The 19,729-nt window shown below is 64.9% G+C and carries 15 protein-coding genes; 10 read left to right on the top strand and 5 right to left on the bottom strand.

Annotated features, from left to right (window positions below):
• The first annotated feature begins 16 nt into the window (after nucleotides 1–16).
• Complete coding sequence (locus tag KM135_RS02285) at nucleotides 17–3,058, top strand: TonB-dependent receptor plug domain-containing protein (protein WP_221712273.1); 3,042 nt, start codon at nucleotides 17–19, stop codon at nucleotides 3,056–3,058.
• Nucleotides 3,059–3,623: 565 nt separating this feature from the next.
• Here the strand turns inward: KM135_RS02285 and KM135_RS02290 are convergent.
• The gene (locus KM135_RS02290) at nucleotides 3,624–4,907 is read right to left on the bottom strand and encodes an MFS transporter (protein ID WP_221712274.1); all 1,284 of its coding nucleotides are present in this window, start codon (nucleotides 4,905–4,907) and stop codon (nucleotides 3,624–3,626) included.
• A 119-nt stretch (nucleotides 4,908–5,026) separates the two neighbouring features.
• Between KM135_RS02290 and KM135_RS02295 the strand changes: the two genes are divergently transcribed.
• Genes KM135_RS02295 through KM135_RS02305 form a run of 3 tightly spaced genes read left to right on the top strand, consistent with a single transcriptional unit; the run spans nucleotide 5,027 to nucleotide 8,134 of the window.
• Nucleotides 5,027–6,616, top strand: a complete 1,590-nt coding sequence (locus KM135_RS02295) for a DUF5060 domain-containing protein (protein ID WP_343228127.1) — start codon at nucleotides 5,027–5,029, stop codon at nucleotides 6,614–6,616.
• A gap of 10 nt (nucleotides 6,617–6,626) precedes the next feature.
• Nucleotides 6,627–7,496, top strand: coding sequence for a 2-dehydro-3-deoxygalactonokinase (locus KM135_RS02300; protein WP_221712276.1), 870 nt, complete (start codon nucleotides 6,627–6,629; stop codon nucleotides 7,494–7,496).
• Entirely contained in the window at nucleotides 7,493–8,134 is a 642-nt protein-coding gene (locus KM135_RS02305) for a 2-dehydro-3-deoxy-6-phosphogalactonate aldolase (protein WP_221712277.1), read from the top strand. The genes KM135_RS02300 and KM135_RS02305 overlap by 4 nt, the downstream gene beginning before the upstream one ends.
• On the opposite strand, the gene KM135_RS02310 is transcribed toward KM135_RS02305, so the two are convergent.
• The 4 genes from KM135_RS02310 to KM135_RS02325 form a co-directional block, all read right to left on the bottom strand.
• Nucleotides 8,122–8,985 (bottom strand): SMP-30/gluconolactonase/LRE family protein, encoded by an 864-nt coding sequence (locus tag KM135_RS02310; protein ID WP_221712278.1) that lies wholly within the window; start codon nucleotides 8,983–8,985, stop codon nucleotides 8,122–8,124. The genes KM135_RS02305 and KM135_RS02310 overlap by 13 nt on opposite strands.
• Nucleotides 8,985–9,917 carry a Gfo/Idh/MocA family protein gene (locus KM135_RS02315; protein ID WP_221712279.1) on the bottom strand — a complete coding sequence of 311 codons (933 nt, stop codon included), beginning with the start codon at nucleotides 9,915–9,917 and terminating at the stop codon, nucleotides 8,985–8,987. The genes KM135_RS02310 and KM135_RS02315 overlap by 1 nt, the downstream gene beginning before the upstream one ends.
• Nucleotides 9,914–11,149, bottom strand: a complete 1,236-nt coding sequence (locus KM135_RS02320) for an SGNH/GDSL hydrolase family protein (protein WP_221712280.1) — start codon at nucleotides 11,147–11,149, stop codon at nucleotides 9,914–9,916. The genes KM135_RS02315 and KM135_RS02320 overlap by 4 nt, the downstream gene beginning before the upstream one ends.
• A gap of 1,038 nt (nucleotides 11,150–12,187) precedes the next feature.
• Nucleotides 12,188–13,318 (bottom strand): PQQ-dependent sugar dehydrogenase, encoded by a 1,131-nt coding sequence (locus KM135_RS02325; protein WP_221712281.1) that lies wholly within the window; start codon nucleotides 13,316–13,318, stop codon nucleotides 12,188–12,190.
• Nucleotides 13,319–13,499: 181 nt separating this feature from the next.
• Between KM135_RS02325 and KM135_RS02330 the strand changes: the two genes are divergently transcribed.
• The 6 genes from KM135_RS02330 to infB all read left to right on the top strand — a co-directional run bounded on the left by KM135_RS02330 (nucleotide 13,500) and on the right by infB (nucleotide 19,714).
• Nucleotides 13,500–13,703 carry a hypothetical protein gene (locus KM135_RS02330; RefSeq protein ID WP_221712282.1) on the top strand — a complete coding sequence of 68 codons (204 nt, stop codon included), beginning with the start codon at nucleotides 13,500–13,502 and terminating at the stop codon, nucleotides 13,701–13,703.
• Between the two features lie 161 nt (nucleotides 13,704–13,864).
• Entirely contained in the window at nucleotides 13,865–14,416 is a 552-nt protein-coding gene (gene rimP, locus KM135_RS02335) for a ribosome maturation protein RimP (RefSeq protein ID WP_221712283.1), read from the top strand.
• Nucleotides 14,417–14,421: 5 nt separating this feature from the next.
• Nucleotides 14,422–15,996 carry a transcription termination factor NusA gene (nusA, locus tag KM135_RS02340; protein WP_221712284.1) on the top strand — a complete coding sequence of 525 codons (1,575 nt, stop codon included), beginning with the start codon at nucleotides 14,422–14,424 and terminating at the stop codon, nucleotides 15,994–15,996.
• 1 nt (nucleotide 15,997) lies between these two features.
• Nucleotides 15,998–16,237, top strand: a complete 240-nt coding sequence (locus KM135_RS02345) for a tautomerase family protein (RefSeq protein WP_221712285.1) — start codon at nucleotides 15,998–16,000, stop codon at nucleotides 16,235–16,237.
• Nucleotides 16,238–16,420: 183 nt separating this feature from the next.
• Nucleotides 16,421–17,092: a DUF448 domain-containing protein gene (locus KM135_RS02350; RefSeq protein WP_221712286.1), complete on the top strand. Its 672-nt coding sequence runs from the start codon at nucleotides 16,421–16,423 to the stop codon at nucleotides 17,090–17,092.
• Nucleotides 17,093–17,158: 66 nt separating this feature from the next.
• Nucleotides 17,159–19,714, top strand: coding sequence for a translation initiation factor IF-2 (infB, locus tag KM135_RS02355; protein ID WP_221712287.1), 2,556 nt, complete (start codon nucleotides 17,159–17,161; stop codon nucleotides 19,712–19,714).
• Nucleotides 19,715–19,729: the final 15 nt, after the last annotated feature.

Raw genomic sequence — 19,729 nt, forward strand, 5'->3', positions numbered from 1 at the left:
CGCGCTGTTGCGTGGAATGCTGCTCGGAACGAGCGTGATGACGCTCTTCGCGAGCTCGTCGGCCTTCGCACAGGGTGGGGCCGAGCCGCAGCAGGCTGAAGACCGTGCCGCCGACGCAGAGATCGTCGTCACGGGCAGCCGCATTCGCAATCCGGCGCTGACCTCATCGTCGCCGCTGCAGGTCGTCACCGCCGAGAAGCTCGAAAATGCCGGCGCGACCAACGTGCAGGAAGTGCTGACGCAGGTTCCTGCCGTCGGCGTGCCGAGCCAGACGCGCGTGAGCAATGCCGGCGACACCAGCCCCGGTCTCGCCACGGTCAACCTCCGTAATCTCGGCAGTGATCGCACACTGGTGCTGATCGATGGCCGCCGCACGGTCGCGGGTATCCCGGGTACGGCGCAGGTCGATCTGTCGATGATCCCGAGTTCGTTCGTCGAGCGCGTCGATGTGCTGACGGGTGGCGCTTCGGCCGTCTACGGTTCTGACGCCGTCGCCGGTGTCGTCAACTTCATCTACAAGAAGAACTTCAACGGCTTCCTGGCCAATGCGCAGGCCGGCATTTCGGAATTGGGCGACGACAAGCGCTATTCGCTCAATGCGACCCTGGGTCAGAACTTCGCGGACAACCGCGGCAACGTGATGGTCTATGCCGGGTTCAACCACGAAGGCAATGTGCCCAACTTCAAGCGCGAGCGCACGGCCGCGGGCTACAGCAGCGTCGGCAACCTGCTGCGCGTCGGTGGCAACAGCGACCAGAACCTGACGGCTGCGCAGAAACTGTTCGATCGCTTCTATCAGCCGTCCAATGTCGGTCCGGGCGGTGCGTTCAACTTCGGCGGCTCCGGCAGCCGGCTGATCCTGCCCGATGGCACGCTGGACAGCTATCCCGGCCTCAACGCATCGAACTATCTGGATCCGGCCATCCAAGCGAAGATCAACAAATATGGCTATAATGCCGCCGCGCTAGGGCAGCAGGCCTCGCCGTCGAACCAGATCACCGTCGCCATGCGCGTCAACTATGATGTGACGGACACGTTGAACCTGTTCGCGGAATCGACCTTCTCGAACTACAAAACGAACGGCAAGCGCGAGGCCTCGCCGATGCGCACCGACAGCGCGCTTGGCGCGTTCACGGGAACGAACGGGTTCTTCCCGATCCAGTTCCAGGTCGTGAACCCGACCAACCCCAATGACGTGCGGATCCTCAACAATCCGCTCGTCCCGACCGCTGTGTTCAATGCGGCCGACAACCGCGCCGTCAACGACTCGTTCGCGTCCAAGGACGTCAGCTTCCTGCTGCGCACGACCATGTTCGGGGACGGCACGCGCAGCACGCCGACCGAGCGCGACAATTTCCGCGTCGCGGCTGGCGGTACGTGGGAGTTGGGCGGCGACTGGGCGGCCGACTTCTACTATCAGTACGGTTACAGCAAGCAACGCCAGGGGATGACGGGTCTCGCCGATCTCTATCGCCTTGCCCAGGCGGTGCAGGTCATTCCCGACGTGTTCGACTATGACCGCGACGGCAACACGACCGAGGCGACCTGCGTCGATGCCAATGCGCGCTCGCAGGGCTGCGTTCCGATCAACGTCTATGGCCTGAATGCGGATGGTTCGAGCAAGGTCTCGAAGGAAGCCGCAGCCTGGCTCTATACGGAGATGAGCCGTTACTCGAAGCAGGAGATGCAGACCGCCTCGTTCAACGTCGGCGGCACCGTGTTCAACCTGCCGGCCGGCCCGGTGCAGGTGTCCGTAGGTGGCGAATGGCGCGAAGAGTCCAGCATGGACGACTTCGATCCGCTGACCAACGCCGCGCGCAACGGCTATGTCCAGCTGCTCGACACGTCCGGCTCCTTCACGGTGAAGGAAGCTTATGGCGAGGTCGTCGTGCCGGTCATCCATGACACGCCGTTCATCCACAACCTGACGCTGCGCGGCGCTGCCCGCGTCTCCGATTATTCGACGGTCGGCAGCTTCTGGGCATGGAATGTGGGCGCCGAATGGTCCCCGGTCGAGGATATCCGCTTCCGCGGCGTCTATGCACACGCCGTCCGCGCACCGAATATCGGCGAGCTCTATGCAGCAGCAGCAGCGGGCATCATCACCATCACCGATCCGTGCCAGGGCGTGACCATGGCGCAGACCAGTGCCGTGGCGGTGAACTGTCGCAAGGATCCGGGCGTGCTGGCCAATATCCAGCAAAACGGATCGATGGTCCTGACCTCGTCGGATACGGCGGGCGTCGGCAGCATCACGGCGGCGAACCCGAACATCGCTCAGGAAACCGGCAAGACGCTGACCCTGGGTCTGGTCGTCAATCCGCGCTCGATCGAGGCGCTGCGCGGCTTCACCTTCACGGTCGATTATTTCGACATCAAGCTGGAGCAGGCGATCAACCGCCTCGCAGCGGCGACGGTACTCAACAAGTGCTACGTCAATGGTCTGGCGGATTTCTGCCAGTTCATCACGCGCCGCCAACAGCCGTCAGGCGCGTTCAGCGTCGGCTCGGTCGAGCAGGTCGTTCGCGGCCTGATCAACAGCGGCGGCTCGTTCGCCCGCGGTCTCGACTTCACGCTGGGCTACACGCGGCCGCTGTTCGGCGGCACTGCCTCCGTGCAGGCGAACTGGACGCATCTGCTCAAGCAGGGTGTCATCCAGCTCACCGGCGACGCCTATGACAACACCATGGGCGAAATGGGCACGCCGCGCGACACGGCCAACGTCACGCTGACCTGGGAAGACGACACGTTCGGCGTAACGCTCTTCAACCGGTATATCGGCAAGCAGATGTTCGACTACGAGAACTATCAGACGAACTTCCGTCTGGCGAACGGCTCGCTGCCCGATCAGAAGTACTTCACGGTGGGGTCGAAAATCTACACCGACGCCCAGATCCGCTACAAGGGCATCGAGAATTTCGAACTCTTCGTCGGTGCGAACAATCTGTTCAACGTCCAGGCGCCGCCGCTCTGGGTCGGCACGCCGAACGGCAGCCCCAACGCGGTCTGGGATATCATCGGGCGGCGCTTCTATGGCGGCGTGCGTGTGAAGTTCTGATCGTCCTCTGACACACTCTCCCCCTCGGGGCGGCGCTGTGCGCCGCCCTTTTTTGTGAATCAGGTCGGAACTGCATGCTTTCGCTCGCCGTGTCGGTGACGTCAAAGCGCTGATTTCCGTGGGTTCCGGGCTCAAACTTCACAAACTTCCCGCGTATCGCGCATGGTGAATGCGCAAAAGTCCGGCCCCCGGGCGTGAGCGGGGCGTGCGGTTTTCCGAGATTTTTACGGGGTCAAAGAGCGGCGGCCGGCGGGCGCCTGACGGGAGGTTATGACATTCGATGCCGCTTGTAGGACAGCGCTTTGTGCGTCTCAGCGCGAAGCCCCGGATCGACGTCACCCGGGGGTCTGCCCGGGTGACAGTCGAGGTTGGAGATGCGTCGCGGTTCAGGGCGGATCAACATTCAATAGGCGGCAGGGGCCGGCTGTCGTCCGGAAAATCGCTGTCTTGCGGCCCCCGACGCATGGCAGCCCGGAGCGAGTTGTTCCTCACATTCGAACATCTCTTCCCGCGCCACTGGTGATCGCGAAAAGCGCCCTTCGCAGCCCGTTGCCGCCGATCCGTCCTAAATGACCGTAACCTTGAGCTTGGCCTCAAGCTCCTCCAGCGACTTGCCCTCGTTGCGCGGCGCCCAGATGAAGCCGACGAGGCCGCTGATGACGAGGAAGCCGACCAGGATCCAGGCGAGGTTGGTGAACCCGGCTGCGGTCAGCGCGGGCACGAAGAAGCTGAAGGCACCGAGCGCGATGCGGACGGCGGCGAACATGACACCCTGAGCCGTTGCGCGTAGCAGCGTCGGGAACATCTCCGAGCTCCAGAGCTGGAAGAAGCTCTGCGCGCCGAAACCGCCGCCGATCGACATCAGGAAAACGTGCAGAATCGCCAGCGGCAGCGTGAGCGGAAACAGCGCGAGCAGCGACATGCCGATGATCTGGGTGACCGCTGATATGCCGAACAGCAGTCGCTGGTTCACGCGGTCGGCGAGCTTCATGAAGATGAAGAAGATCGATCCCATGCCCAGCAGGAAGCTCAGTGTCTGCACGGCCACGGCGACTGCCTGGCTCTGATCGCCGACGGTCCGCAAGATGTAGGGGAAGAAGAAGCCGTTGGTGCCGGCCCAGAGATTCCAGAACAGATACATGCCGCTGAGGAAGGCCATCGAGCCGATATGCTGGCGCGTGAAGAGCTCGCGGATCCGGCCGGGGCGGGCCTGCTTGGTTTCGCGTGGCGCCGATTCCTGCGCCTCCAGCCAGCGCTTGGACTCCTGCATGCGGGATCGCAGGAATGTCAGCCCTATCGCGAGGATGGCAAGATGCGCAAACACGATCCGTGCGCCGAGCAGGCCTAAAGGTGCGAGCACCAGGAACATCAGCAGCACCACAACTGGTCCGAGATACCAGAGCATCTGCGCCACGCCGCTATGTTTGCCGCGCCCGTCCTTCGGCGCCATTTCCGCGATCAACGACCAGGAGGCCGGGATGTCCGCGCCGACCGCGAGGCCGACGAGGAAGAAGCCGAGCACGACCATCCACGCATTGACCGCGAAGACCAGCCACAACATGCCGAATGCGTAGAACAGCATGTCATATTGGTAGATCTTCTTGCGCCCAAACAGGTCGCAGAGCCGTCCGCCGATCAGCGCGCCGACGCCTGCCGAGATGGCGTTGGGGCCGAAAGCGCCGATCATCCCGATCAGGTCATTGTCGAGGCGATAGGCTTCCTGCCACAAGGCGAGCGCGGCGGAGCCTGAGACGATCGATCCGGCATCGATATAGTTGGCGAGTCCGGCGAGGATCGTGTTCTTCCAGTCCTCGTTTCGCGGCTCCCCCGCAGCGCTGCTGCTCGACATGGACAGACTCTCCCTTTGAACATATGATAGTATTATTTATAGACTAGCGACGGTCGGCCCCGCGAGCAAGCGTTCGCAGCGCGAGAATGCCGGGAACATGCAGAAAAGGAGAGCTGGAAGTGACGATTTCGCGACGGGGGCTCCTCGCTCAGGCAGCCGCGATCGGCGCTGTGTCCGCCGCTGGGCCGCTCGCTGCCGCCCGGTTTCCGGAGCCGCCGCGCAGTGTCGAGCGCTGGGGTGTCTATGAAATCGTTCTCGATGGCCCGCGCGAAGGCAATCCCTTCATCGACATGGCACTCGTCGCGACATTCGAGAGCGCGGGCAGGCAACTGCGCGTGCCGGGATTCTACGATGGCGAGGGCGTGTACCGCATTCGCTTCAGCCCGCCGGAGATTGGCACGTGGCAATGGCGGGTCGAGAGCAATGCGCCGGCGATGGACGGGCGCTCCGGTAGCTTCGCGGCGACGGCGCCGATCCGGGGCAATCGCGGCCCTGTGCGCGTAACCAAAGATGGCTACCACTTCGCTTATGCCGATGGCACGCCCTTCCGCCAGATTGGCACGACTTGCTATAGTTGGGCGCTCCAGTCGGATGCGAAATGCGCCGAGACGCTGAAGACGCTGGCCGGCGCCCCGTTCAACAAGATGCGCATGCTGGTCTTTCCGAATGTGGAGTCGGTCGCGACCAATCCGTTCGTCCGCACCGGCGATGGCCCGCGCGATTGGGACCCGACCCGCTTCGATCCCGCTTATTTCCGTCGCTACGAGGACCGCATCCAGCGCCTCGGTGCGCTTGGCATCGAGGCGGATGTCATCCTCTTCCATCCCTATGACGAGAAGCGCGGCTATAACGACATGACGCGCGCCGATGACGAGCGTTATCTGCGTTACGTTGTCGCGCGCTGGGGTGCCTATCGCAACGTCTGGTGGTCGATGGCCAACGAATATGACGCTATCGAAACCAAGAAAATGGCGGACTGGGACCATCTGTTCCAGATCCTCGTCGCGGCCGATCCGCATGACAGGCTGCGCTCGATCCACCAGATCAACGTCTATTACGACCACCGCAAGCCGTGGATCACGCACGCGAGCGTGCAGAACGGCGCTGCCGTGCTCGATGACCTGCGCGCCGAACTGCACCGCACGATGACGCTCAAGCCGGTGATCTTCGACGAGGTGGTCTATGAGGGCAATTCGGAGAAGCGCTGGGGCAATCTGACCGGTGAGGATATGGTGCAGCGCTTCTGGTGGGGCCTGATCGGCGGCACTTATGTGGGCCATAGCGAGACCTTCGATCCCAACCGCAACGCCGATTTCTCGTGGCTGGGGCAGGGCGGGAAGCTCGTCGGCAGCAGCGTGCCGCGGCTCGCCTTCCTGCGCAAGGTGATGGAGGAAGGTCCAGTGCCGGGCATCGAGCCGATCCAGCCCTGGTGGAACTATCATCTCGGCGGCAAGCAGAACGAATATTACCTCAAATATTTCGGTGCGGAGGCGCTGACGGAGTGGGCGGTCGTGCTGCCCGGGCGGGGCCAGGAAGCGCAACTGCGCTATCGCGCAGAGGTTATCGATACCTGGAACATGACCGTGACGCCGGTCGATGGGGTATTCACTATGGCGCGCAAGAACGACTATGAAGTGCATGATCCTGAAAGACAAAAGATCACGCTACCGGGCAAGCCCTGGATCGCGCTTCGCCTGACCAAAGTCTGAGTGATTGCGCGTGAGCGACATCTTCCTGGCGGTCGATTGGGGCACGACGAACCGGCGTGCATTTCTGATCGAGAACGGCGCGGTGGTATCGACGGAGCGCGACGCGACCGGCATCCTGGCGGTGCCGCCGGGCGGCTTCGCGGCGGAGATTGCCGCTCTGCGTGTCCGTTACGGCGCGGTCCCGATGATCCTTGCCGGCATGGTCGGATCGAACCGGGGCTGGATCGATGCCGGTTACGTCGGCTGCCCGGCCGGGCTTGAGGCGCTGGCGGCTGCAGCGAAAACGCCGATCCACGGCGTCCACGTCATCCCCGGCGTCTCGCGCATCGATGACCACCGCGCCGATGTGATGCGCGGCGAGGAGGTCCAATTGCTCGGCGCGGTCGCTTCGGGGATGGCGCCGCACGATGCCTTGCTCTGCCAGCCCGGCACCCATTGCAAATGGGCGACGATGCAGGACGGCGCGATCACCGACTTCGTCACGGCCATGACTGGCGAACTGTTCGCCCTTCTCAAGGGGCATGCCCTGATCGGCAGCGCGATGGCGGGGGAGGTCGCAAATGACACAGTTTTCGCGCAGGGCGTCGCCGATGCCGCGGACGATGATTTGCTGGCGCGCCTCTTCGGCGTGCGGCCGGCGAGCTTGCTCGGGCTGCGCAACGATCCGGACGCCGCTTCCTATGTCAGCGGGCTGCTGATCGGCAGCGATTGTCGCGCGCGGCTCCGCCATGGCGGGCGCGACGTCTTCCTGCTCGCCGACCCCGTGTTGGGCGGACTCTACGCGACCGCTATTTCGGCCAACGGCGGCACGGCAATGCTCGTCGATAGCCATGCCGCCTTCGTTGCCGGGATCGTCAGGCTTTGGGAGTTGATGCGATGATGACGTTCGATGAAGCTTTCGCGCAATGCCCGCTGGTGGCGATCCTGCGCGGTGTCCGGCCCGATGAGGTCGAGGCAATCGGCGCCGCATTGATCGGTGCGGGTTTCACGTTGATTGAGGTGCCTCTGAACTCGCCGGACCCGTTCGAGAGCATTTCGCGCCTCGCCGGGCGCTTCGGCGGACAGGCGACGATCGGCGCCGGCACGGTGCTGGACGTTGCGGCCGTCGAGCGGCTGGCGGATGCCGGCGGCCGCATGGTCGTCTCGCCCAACACGAACGAAGCGGTGATCCGCGCCAGCGTGGCCGCGGGCATGGCCTCGCTGCCGGGTTACTTCACGCCATCCGAGGCATTCGCCGCACTTGCCGCCGGCGCGAGCGCGCTCAAGCTGTTCCCGGCCGAGGGCGCCAGCCCCGCTGTGCTGAAGGCGCAGCGCGCCGTGCTACCCAAGCATGTCCCGGTGCTGGCGGTTGGCGGGATTTCGCCGACCAATATGGCGCCCTGGCTCGCGGCCGGCGCGGCCGGTTTCGGTCTGGGTTCGGCGCTCTACAAGCCCGGCGCGAGCGCTGAGCAGGTGGGCATCGCCGCACGGGATTTCATCGCGAACTGGCGCGCCGCCATGGCCGGTCAGCCCGCGTAACGCTCCGTTGCCAGGCCCCGACAACCGGAATCGACCTCGAACAGGGCACCGGCATGCGGCTCGGCCTGTTCGACACCATCGGCGGCGGAGGTCACGAACATCCGATCGAGCGCTGGCCCGCCGAACGTCACGTTGGTGATCTGCGAGGCGGGCAGCCGGATCAATCGCTGACGCTTCCCGTCCGCGTCGAAGCGCATCACGCCCGATCCGCCCCAGCAGGCCACCCACAGGCAACCGTCCGCATCGAGCGTCATGCCGTCTGGCCATCCCCAGCTGTCGTCGAAAAGGATGAATGGCTCGCGCGGTCCCAGCGATCCGTCGTCGTTGATGGCGAAGCGGAAGATCGTGCCGAGCGCTGTGTCGGTGTGAAGCAGCGAGCGTCCATCCGGCGCGATCGCGGGACCGTTGGCGATAGTATAGGGGCCGTCGACCTGCGCGATGTTGCCGTCCGGATCGAGACGATAGAAGGCGCCGCTCGGGCGGTCGCAAGAGATCGGCATCGTGCCGGCCCAGATGCGTCCCTGTGGATCGGCCTTGGCGTCGTTCATGCGATTGCCGTCGAGGTCCGGCTCGGGCGCCACGACCGTTTCTATGGCCAGCGGGTCCAGTTTGAGCCGCACGATCTCGCTTCCATGCCCGGCGATGAAGCCCGGTGCATCGCGCCGTTCGATCAGCCAGCCGATCATCTGCGGTACGTCCCAACTTGCAACACTTTCATCGGCCAGCAGCAGCCGATTGACGCGGCGGCCGAGAATGTCCGTCCAGTAGGCGGCCTGATCGCGATCCGACCAGAGCAGGCCCTCCCCCAGCTGGTCGGGCCGGTCGCGCCTTATGATCCGCACCTCGTCCATCACCCGTTCCAGTCGAATAGGCCGACCGTCTCGCGTTCGCCGAGCAGGAAGGCGTCGGCGACGAGGCGGAACGGCGCAAGATCGGTGTCGCTTTGTCGTGTCGCGATCAGCTCGGCGAAACGCTGGTAGAGGCGGGCATATTCAGGAGTATCCGGGACGTCGATTGCCATGCCGTCCACCGCCATTTTCGACGCGCCGTGGCTGAGCATGAGCGTGCCGCGATCGGTCTCGACGATGATATCCCAGCTTTGCGGGCCGCGCTGGTCGAAGTCGAATGCGACAGCGATCGGCACGCCCTCCGCGCCGGTGAGCGAAAGATCGGCCGCGATTGGGGCCGCCTTGTTGGCGGGGAAACGGAGCGTTGCGCGGTCGAGCAGCAGGTCGCCGTCCAGCAGCCGGGTCACGACCGAGAGCGCATTTATGCCCGGATCGAACACGCCGATCCCGGGTTCCCAGATCCATTCCTGCCCCGGGTGCCAGACGCGCACATCCTCTTTCCAGTTCACGGCGACCCGTCGAACCGTTCGCTCGGCAAGCCAGGCCCGTGCCGGCTCGACGGCCGCCGCTTCGCGGGAATGCCAGGTAACATGAAGAACGCTGCCGCTCGCCGCGGCGGCCGCCACCAGCGCTTCCGCTTCGCTCATCGTCGCGGCCGGCGGCTTCTCCAACATCACGTCCAGGCCGAGCGCGAGCGCCTCGCGCACCAGCGTCAGCCTGCCGCGGGGCGGTGTACAGATCGCGATTGCCGCGACGTCGGGCAGGGCGGTTCGCAGGTCGGCCAAGCTGGTGAAGGCGGGAACACCGTCGAACGTGCTGTGGCGCGAGACGGTCCCGGCGAGGCGGAAATTCGGGTCTGCCGCGATCGTCGGGATGTGCTGATCGCGGGCAATCTTGCCGACGCCTGCAATGGCGATGGCTCGACGATCCGTCATTGTGCGGCTCGTTTGCGGCGCCGGCCGCTGGTCTCGAACATGGAAAGATCGACCGCTCGCGCCATGGCGGCATAGCCCTCTTCGCTGGGGTGAAGATGATCGCCGGAATCGAACGCGACCGCCAGTCTGGAAGGATCGGCCGGGTCGCGCAAGGCAGCGTCGAAGTCTACGATCGCGTCCGGCTCGCCGGAGCTTCTGATCCAGTGGTTGATTGCGGCTCTTTGTGCCTCCCGCTCCGCCGTGAAGGAGTTCGCGCCAGCAAAGGGCGGCAAGGTGGCCATGACGACCTTCACACCGGCTGCGCGCGCGCGGGCGATGACCTGTCGATAGCCGTTGATGAGATCGGCCGGATCGAGCGCGGGATTGCAGCCGAGCAGGGCGCTGCAACCGCCATTGCCGATGTCATTAATGCCTTCGAGCATCATGACATGCGAGACATGAGCGATCCGCAGGACGTCGCGATCCAGTCGAACGAGGGCGGACTTGCCCCAACTGGTCGAGAGCACGCGATTTCCACCGATAGCGGCGGCCAGGAAGCTGACGGAATGCGACGGACGCTCGGTCACGAACCGCCGCCGCAGCTTGGCGAGCCAGCCCCCGTCCTGCATGAGGACGGGCCGATTGGCATCGGTCAACGAGTCGCCCAGCGCGACGACGATCTGCGTGGGCTTCTCGGTCAGGATCGACACGCCGCTGACCAGCGGCCGGCCGATGATCGTGTCGGAGGCAACGAGCGTTTCAGCCGATGTCTGGTCGCCTTCGGCCATCGCCATCACGGCATTGCCGAAGGGCTTGAGTTTCAGACCGTCGGGCAACTGGACGCTGACGACCAGTTCCGTCGGGGCATCGATCGGCAAGGCTATGGCATCGCTGAGCATCGGCGCACCGGGGGGGATGGTCGCGGCCTTCGCCCCGCCGAACGTTAGCGGTCGGATCGTCCCCGGCCGGGCGTCGAAACCGTTGCCGGCAAGGCCGATGGTCGCCGCGTCGATGCGTAGCGGTGCAAGACCTTCCTCGTTCGAGAAGCGAACGCGCATTGCCTTGCCGCCAATCGCCACGATGACGCGCATCCGCAGCGTGCCGACGACCGGCGGGCGGTCGCGCAGACGCTGTCGGGCCTCGGGCGGCAGGTTAAGCGAGGCCGGAATGACGAAGTCATAGTCGGCGGGGCTGGATTGATGGGCCTCGATCCAGGTCTCCGCGCCGCTGCGGGCCGAAAGCGGCGATGACAAGGCAAGGCAGGCTGCGGCCGCGCAGAAAACGGCAATCCTCTTCAAATCGACCCCTCCGGACAAAGTATTATCGCGGCCCGATTATCATCATATTATATATGTTCAAAGAGGATGTTCGATGATGGATGCGGCTGATCCTCGGAGCCGATGTGCCGAGAGGCTTGCCGCTGCGAGTCGTCGATCGGATTTTCGGTTCTTCTGACGTTCAACGTTATCGGAGGTCTTCGCTGAACGGTGATTTTGCCGTTTTTGAGCGATATCGGTGCCGTCATCGCTCGCGCGATTTCAAGAGCTTACGATCTTGACTTCTCCTTGTTCGCGCGTGTGCGCCATGGTGATTGCGCAAAAGTCGGCTCGCGACCGCAAGGCGGCCTCGGATTTCTGCGGTTTTTTGGACGATGAGAAGGAGCGGCGCCGGTGTCCTCGGCGTTAGCTTATGAGGATGCCATCTCGAGTCGGTGTAGGACAGTTGTTGTGACGACTGTTCTGATCGCGTTGAGCAGTGCTGCTTCTGGGAGCGAGCACGGTTGCAATCCTGCAAAGCGGAATGTCCGGACACGACGACTTTGCGGACATTAGGTCGGCCAGTCATTCTCGAAGTCCTGGTCGTGGCACTGAATGGCTTCAGCGAGACTGGGAAACCATGCATTTCGTGACGACAACTCCTGCGCCATGAACAACTCAAGCACGTTGTCGTCCTGATAGGCTTGAGCCTTTGGGTCCAACGGCAATCGGACAAAGTCAGCGGTTAGGACGCAGAAGCCACCCTCTGACAGGTTCTCAAAGCAAGTATATCTAACCGAGGTGGTTGCATTCGCTCTACGCCAAACTGGAATGGCGCGGTAAAGATTGGACATAGGGTGAGCGGGGATGCCGCAAGCTGTGACGGATGGGCCTTTATGGGCCGCTCAGAGCTACGTGTCATCATTGTTCGTATTGTCCGCCTCCCACCCCCAATTAGCCAGAGGGCACTATCTCGCCTTTACCGTAAAGCGGACCTTACGGTGATGCTGTTTCATAGGTCCCAGCGCCAACCCCTCACTCCTTCGGCGTCAGTTTCAGCAGCCGACCGCCCGGCGCATCTTCGAGCAGCCAGACCGCGCCGTCGGGGCCGGTGCGCACGGCGCGGATGCGCTCGCCCATGTCCCAGTGGTCGGCCTTGGTTGCGGTTTCGCCGTCGAGGGCGATGCGGTCCAGTGACTTGCCCGAGAGGCCGGTAATGAACAGCGAGTTCTTCCAGGCGGGGAACAGGTTGGCGTTGTAATAAGCGAGGCCGCCCGGCGAGATGGCGGGGTTCCAGAAGATCTTGGGCGCTTCGAAGCCGTCGGCCGGCGTATGATCGGGGATGTTGCGGCCGTCATAATGGTCGCCGTTCGAAGCCTTGGGCCAGCCATAATTGAGGCCGGGCTTCACCAGATTGATCTCGTCGCCGTGGCGGGGACCCATTTCCATTTCCCACAGGCGCCCGTCCTTGTCGAAGGCGATGCCGAGCAGATTGCGGTGGCCATAGGACCAGGCGGCGGGATGGAAGCCCCTGGACGCCAGCGGATTGCCCGCGGCGGGCGTGCCGTCGAGATTGAGGCGCAGCACCTTGCCGAGGGTCGACTTGGGGTCCTGGGCGGGATCGAAGAGCTGGCGGTCGCCATTGGTGAAGAAGAGATATTTGCCGTCCGGCGAGAAAGCGATGCGGCCGGAATAATGCCCGCCGGTCTCGGCATCCTGATTGGCGCGAAAGATGACTTTCACGTCCTTGAGGGCAGGGGTCGTCTGATCGAGGGTCGCGGTCGCCAGCGCGACGCGGCTGCTCTTGCCTTCGCCCGCTTCGGAATAGCTGAAGTAGAGCGTCTTGCTGCTCGCGAAATCGGGAGCGGGGACGATGTCCATCAGTGCGCCTTGCCGATCGCTCACCACGGCGGGTGTGCCGGTCACGGTCTTCTTGTCGCCGCTGGCGGGATCGAACAGGATCATTGCGCCCATCTTCTGCGTCAACAGCAGCTTGCCATCGGGCAGGAAGGCCATGGCCCAGGGCGCATCGAAGGTGCCGACCGCCTTCACCGCGAAGGGTGCGCCACTCGGCGGCGTCTGCGCATCGCTCGGCGTCGAGGCGCCGGAGCAGGCGAGAAGGGTGGCGGAAACGAGGGCGGCGAAACCGAGCGTGCGGACGTTCATGGCGTGGTGTCTCCGGAGGGAATCTGTCGATCCTGTCGTGACATAGCGATACCGGGCGGCGCGTGGCGCGGCAAGCGCGCGGCCGGCAATGAAACGGACCTCGCGCGGCGGCAAATGCGCTCCCATTTGAGCGCCGGGCAGTGCTTGTTTGAGGAGGTACGGCCCATGCCTGATTTCCGTCTTGCTGTCTCGGCGCGCGGCTCGGCATGCCGATCGCCGCTTCTCCGGGCCGGTCCGCTACACGGGCGACGGCTGGCGGATCGGCGGCGGCGGCGAGCTGGCGCTATCGCACAATCTCTTCCTGCGCGCGGCGTTTCGCTATTCCGATTATGGGCGGGTCGCGCGGGGGCAGAAGGCGGCAGGGATGATCGGCTGGCGTTTCTGACGCTTGAGTTCGGAGCGGGGCTGATCGATGCGCTTTTGTCGATTGCTTTTGCGGACCGTCGCGCCTATATGCGCCTTGCTTTCCTGACATCGCGAGACTGTTAGGGCTGGCTCCGCAAGGGACCGGCGACGAAGCTGCATGGTTTTTCATCCGGAGAGTCTGTGTCGGACATCGCGCCTGTCGTTGAGATCGTCGAAGCCGAAGCGAAAGCGCTCGGGTTCGACGTCGTGCGCGTGATCCTGTTCGGCAAGGACGATGACCGCACGCTGCAGATCATGGCCGAGCGGCCGGAGACGCGGCAGCTCACGATCGACGATTGCGCCGCCCTGTCGCGCGGCGTCTCGGCGCGGCTCGATGCGCTGGAAGAGGCGGGCAAGGACCCGATCGAGGGTGCCTATCGGCTGGAGGTCAGCTCGCCGGGCATCGACCGGCCGCTGACCCGCCTCAAGGACTTTGCCGACTGGTCCGGCCATGAGGCGCGCGTCACCTTCGCCGAAGCGATCGAGGGCGGGCGCAAGCAGGTCAAGGCCGTGCTCGCGGGCGTCGACGGCAGCACGGTGCTGCTCGACGATCCCAAGTCCGGCCGCGTCGTCACTGCATTTTCCAACGTCGCCAGCGCCAAGCTCGTGCTGACGGACGCACTCATTTCTGCTACTGTCCCGCTCTCGACCGAGGGTGCGGACGAAATCGTCACCCAGGAACAGGAAGACTAACTCCCATGGCCAACGCCATTTCCGCCAACAAGGCAGAGCTGATCGCGATCGCCAATTCGGTCGCTTCGGAGAAGATGATCGACAAGGCGATCGTCATCGAGGCCATGGAAGACGCGATCCAGCGTTCGGCGCGCGCCCGCTACGGTGCGGAGAACGACATTCGCGCCAAGCTCGACCCGGAGACCGGCGATCTTCGCCTGTGGCGCGTCGTCGAGGTGGTCGAGGTCGTCGAGGATTATTTCAAGCAGGTCGATCTCAAGGCCGCCCAGAAGCTGCAGAAGGACGCCGTGCTCGGCGACTTCATCGTCGATCCGCTGCCGGCGATCGACCTTGGCCGCATCGACGCCCAGTCCGCCAAGCAGGTGATCTTCCAGAAGGTTCGCGATGCCGAGCGCGAGCGCCAGTATAACGAGTTCCACAATCGCGCCGGCGAGATCATCACCGGTGTGGTGAAGTCGGTCGAGTTCGGCCATGTCGTCGTCAATCTTGGCCGTGCCGAGGGCGTCATCCGCCGCGACCAGCAGATTCCGCGCGAAGTCGTCCGTGTCGGCGATCGCGTCCGTGCGCTGATCCTCAATGTGCGCCGCGAGAACCGTGGCCCGCAGATCTTCCTGAGCCGCGCGCATCCCGAGTTCATGAAGAAGTTGTTCGCGCAGGAAGTGCCCGAGATTTACGACGGTATCATCGAGATCAAGGCCGCTGCTCGCGATCCGGGCTCGCGCGCCAAGATCGGCGTCATCTCGCATGACGGCTCGATCGATCCGGTCGGCGCCTGCGTCGGCATGAAGGGCAGCCGCGTGCAGGCGGTCGTCCAGGAAATGCAGGGCGAGAAGATCGACATCATTCCCTGGAGCGAGGACACGGCGACCTTCGTCGTCAACGCGCTGCAGCCCGCCACCGTCAGCCGCGTCGTCATCGACGAGGACGAGGAGCGTATCGAGGTGGTCGTTCCCGACGATCAGCTCAGCCTCGCCATCGGCCGTCGCGGCCAGAATGTCCGCCTTGCCAGCCAGCTGACCGGCAAGGGCATCGACATCATGACCGAGGCCGACGCGAGCGAGAAGCGCCAGCGCGAGTTCATCCAGCGCTCCGAGATGTTCCAGAACGAGCTGGACGTCGACGAGACGCTCTCCCAGCTGCTGGTGGCCGAGGGCTTCACCGAGATGGAAGAAGTCGCCTATGTCGGCATCGACGAGCTGGCCTCGATCGAGGGCTTCGACGACGAGCTGGCGCAGGAACTGCAGAGCCGCGCCGCCGAGGCGCTGGAGCGCCGCGAGGCCGCTGCCCGCGAGGAACGCCGCGGGCTCGGCGTCGAGGATGCGCTGGCCGAAATGCCGCACCTCACCGAAGCGATGCTGGTCACGCTCGGCAAGGCCGGCATCAAGACGCTCGACGACCTCGCCGATCTGGCGACGGACGAGCTGGTCGCCAAGAAGCGCGTCGATCCGCGCCGTCGCCGCGACGCGCCCGAGGAGAAGGGCGGCGTGCTGGCCGAATATGGCCTGAGCGAGGAAGTCGGCAACGAGATCATCATGGCGGCCCGCGCGCACTGGTTCGCCGACGAAGAAAGCGAGGCCTGATATGCCTTATGTCAGGATCGAAGCCATTGCCGGCGCGACGCGGGATCAGAAGGCGGCGCTCGTCGCCGACGTGACCCAGGCGGTCGTCGCGCATCTCGGCAAGAAGCCGGAGCAGGTCTGGGTCGTCATCGATGACGTGCCTGCGGACAATTGGGGCGTTGCCGGCGGTCTGGCCGCAGACCGCATGGCAGCCGCTGCCCCGTCAAGGGAGGACGCCCATGCTGCGGTTTCCTCCCAATGAGAGGCTAAGGCTCCGACAGCGCTACCCAATTCCTCCCCGGAACGGGGAGGGGGACCATTTGCATGGCAAATGGTGGAGGGGGCTCACCCTCTCCGGCGAGATGGATTCTGATTGGCGACGGGGCAAGTCCCCTCCACCACCGGCTTCGCCGGCGGTCCCCCTCCCCGTGCCGGGGAGGATCTCATGAGCGAGCGTCGCTGCATCCTCTCGGGCGAACATGCCGACCCGGCCCATCTGATCCGGCTGGCGATCTCGCCGGACGGTGAGGTGTTGCCGGATGTCCGGGCGAAAGCGCCCGGGCGTGGCGCCTGGATCGGCGTTGCGCGCGCCGAGCTCGAGCAGGCGATCGCCAAGGGCAAGTTCAAGGGCGCGCTGGCGCGGGCTTTCAAGGGCGAGGCGCTGCGCGTGCCGGACGATCTGCCCGAGCGGATCGATGAGGCGCTGCGTGCCGATCTGATGGCGCGGCTGGGTCTCGAAGCGCGCGCGTCGAACCTCATCAACGGCTTCGACAAGATCGACGTCGCAGCGCGGCGTGGGCAGGTGCGCCTGCTCCTGCACGCGGCCGATGCGGGCGATGACGGCAAGCGCAAGCTCGATCAGGCCTGGCGGGTCGGCGAGGAGCGCGAGGGCGAGGAATTTGGCGGGGACAGCTTGCCGGTGGACCGCGAGGCCCTATCTATGGCATTGGGGCGAAACAACGTCGTCCATGTCGCGGTGACGAACGCTCAGGCAGCGGACCGAATCTCTGCTCTGCTCGGTCGCTGGCAAAGCTATCTGGGATGCGCTAACGCGCCGCCGAACTCCGGTTCGGCTGAACGTGAGCATATGGACGAAGGTCCGAACGCGGAAGCGTGAGGACGCACGACTCGGCTGGTCCCAAGGACCGTGCCGGACGGGAAGATGAAGGGTTAGATTGCGTCGATGAGTGACAATGGGAATGACAAGCCGACCTTGGGCCGCAAGCCGCTGGGCTTGAAGCGGACGGTCGAGGCCGGCCAGGTGCAGCAGAGCTTCAGCCATGGCCGCAAGAACACGGTCGTGGTCGAGGTCAAGCGCCGTCGCATCCTCGGCAAGCCCGGGGAGACCGAAGTCGCGCGCGCGCCGGAACCGGCAGCGCCGCCGCCGCCGCCGCCTGTCCAGCAGGCCCCGCAGCGCCCGGCTGTCGCGCCGCCGCAGCGTCCCTCGGCGACCGACTCGCTCCTGACCCGTCAGGAAATGCAGGCCAAGCTGCTGCGCGAGGCCGAAGAGTCTCGCATGACCGCGCTCGAGGAGGCCCGCCGCCGCGAGGAAGCCGACAAGCTGGCCGCGAGCGAGGAAGAAAAGCGCCGCGCCGAGGAAAATCGTCGCGCCGAAGAGGAAGCCGAGCGTCGCAAGGCTGAACCGGAAGCCAAGGAAGCCGCGCCGCAGCCCGAACCGGAAGTGGTCGCGGAACCAGCCGAAGCAGGCGCCGGAAACGGAACCGCCGCCAGTGCCGGTGCCGGAGAGCGTGCGCCCGCGCCGCGCCGGTTCACGCCCGTGCCGGCGCCGGTCAAGCGCCCTGAGCCGGCCAAGCCGGACCGCAACAAGCGCGGCGGCGGCGATGACCGCCGTCAGTCGGGCAAGCTCACCGTCAATCGCGCCCTGGCCGATGACGACAGCGCCCGCGCGCGCAGCCTCGCCGCGCTGCGCCGGGCTCGCGAGAAGGAACATCGCCGTCTGGGCGGCCCGCGCGAGCCGCAGGCCAAGCAGGTCCGTGACGTCGTCGTGCCCGAGGGCATCACGGTCGGCGAGCTTGCGAACCGCATGGCCGAGAAGGGCGCCGACCTCGTGAAGGCGCTGTTCAAGATGGGCACGCCCGTCACCATCAACGACGTGATCGACCAGGACACGGCGGAGCTGCTGGTCGAGGAATTCGGCCACCGCATCCAGCGCGTGTCCGACGCTGACGTCGAGATCGACACGGCCGCCGACGTCGATGCCGACAGCACGCTGCTTCCGCGCGCGCCGGTCGTCACGATCATGGGCCATGTCGATCACGGCAAGACCAGCTTGCTCGACGCGCTGCGCGGGACCGATGTCGTCGCGGGCGAAGCGGGCGGCATCACGCAGCATATCGGCGCCTATCAGGTGAAGACCAAGGGCGGCGACATCATCACTTTCCTCGACACGCCCGGCCATGAGGCGTTCACGGAGATGCGCGCGCGCGGCGCCAACGTCACCGACATCGTCATCCTGGTGGTGGCGGCGGACGACGGGCTGATGCCGCAGACCATCGAAGCGATCAACCACACCAAGGCCGCCGGCGTTCCGATGATCGTCGCGATCAACAAGGTGGACAAGCACGAGGCCAATCCGCAGCGCATCCGCGAACGTCTGCTCGAGCATGAGATCGTGGTCGAGGGCATGGGCGGCGATACGCAGGACGTGGAGGTCTCCGCCGTCAAGAAGACCGGTCTGGACGAGCTGATCGAGAAGATCCTGCTGCAGGCCGAACTGCTCGACCTCAAGGCCAATCCCGATCGTGCCGCCGAAGGCACCGTCGTGGAAGCGCAGCTCGACAAGGGCCGTGGCGCCGTCGCCACGATCCTGGTCGGTCGCGGTACGCTCAAGGTCGGCGACATCTTCGTCGTCGGCGAGCAGAGCGGCAAGGTGCGTGCCATGGTCAACGACAAGGGCCAGCAAGTGAAGACAGCCGGTCCCTCGACCCCGGTCGAGGTGCTGGGTCTTTCCGGCGTGCCGATGGCGGGCGATCAGCTCAACGTTGTCGAGAACGAAGCACGTGCCCGCGAGGTCGCGGCCTATCGTTCCGAACTGGCGACGCGCAAGCGCACGACCTCCGCACCGACCAGCTTCGAGCATATGTTCTCGGCGCTCAACACCACGCAGATCGAGTATCCGGTGGTCATCAAGGGCGACGTGCAGGGCACGGTCGAGGCGATCGTCGGATCGCTGACCCGCGCCTCCACGGACGAGATCAAGGTCCGCGTGCTGCATTCGGGCGTGGGCGCGATCACCGAGAGCGACGTGACGCTGGCGGCCGCAAGCCGGGCGCCGCTGATCGGCTTCAATGTCCGTCCCAATGCCAAGGCGCGTGCCCTGGCCGAGCGGGACAAGGTGTCGCTGCGCTATTATGACGTGATTTACGACCTCATCGAGGAAGTGAAGAACGAAATGGCCGGCCAGCTCGCGCCGGAGCGCATCGAAACGATCGTCGGCATGGCCGAAGTCCTGCAGGTCTTTCCGGCCGGCAAGAAGGACAAGGCGGCCGGTCTGCTCGTGGTCGACGGCGTCATCCGCAAGGGCCTCAATGCCCGCCTCACGCGCGACAACGTCATCGTCTCGGCGACGACCATCGCCTCGCTCCGTCGGTTCAAGGACGACGTGTCCGAAGTCCGCGCGGGCGTCGAGTGCGGCGCGGTGCTGCAGGATACGAACGACATCAAGGTCGGCGACATGCTTGAGCTCTTCGACGTCGAGGAGCGGGCGCGCTCGCTCTAGGTCGCATCGCCATTC

Source organism: Sphingobium xanthum, assembly GCF_019737615.1.
Taxonomy (GTDB): Bacteria; Pseudomonadota; Alphaproteobacteria; order Sphingomonadales; family Sphingomonadaceae; genus Sphingobium; species Sphingobium xanthum.

Excerpts from the sequence above, each read along its gene's own strand:
- KM135_RS02305 (WP_221712277.1), top strand. The coding sequence starts at position 7,493 with ATGATGACGTTCGATGAAGCTTTCGCGCAATGCCCGCTGGTGGCGATC.
- KM135_RS02325 (WP_221712281.1), bottom strand. The coding sequence starts at position 13,318 with ATGAACGTCCGCACGCTCGGTTTCGCCGCCCTCGTTTCCGCCACCCTT.
- KM135_RS02290 (WP_221712274.1), bottom strand. The coding sequence starts at position 4,907 with ATGTCGAGCAGCAGCGCTGCGGGGGAGCCGCGAAACGAGGACTGGAAG.
- KM135_RS02345 (WP_221712285.1), top strand. The coding sequence starts at position 15,998 with ATGCCTTATGTCAGGATCGAAGCCATTGCCGGCGCGACGCGGGATCAG.
- KM135_RS02285 (WP_221712273.1), top strand. The coding sequence starts at position 17 with ATGCTGCTCGGAACGAGCGTGATGACGCTCTTCGCGAGCTCGTCGGCC.
- nusA (WP_221712284.1), top strand. The coding sequence starts at position 14,422 with ATGGCCAACGCCATTTCCGCCAACAAGGCAGAGCTGATCGCGATCGCC.
- KM135_RS02315 (WP_221712279.1), bottom strand. The coding sequence starts at position 9,917 with ATGACGGATCGTCGAGCCATCGCCATTGCAGGCGTCGGCAAGATTGCC.
- KM135_RS02350 (WP_221712286.1), top strand. The coding sequence starts at position 16,421 with ATGAGCGAGCGTCGCTGCATCCTCTCGGGCGAACATGCCGACCCGGCC.
- infB (WP_221712287.1), top strand. The coding sequence starts at position 17,159 with ATGAGTGACAATGGGAATGACAAGCCGACCTTGGGCCGCAAGCCGCTG.
- KM135_RS02310 (WP_221712278.1), bottom strand. The coding sequence starts at position 8,985 with ATGGACGAGGTGCGGATCATAAGGCGCGACCGGCCCGACCAGCTGGGG.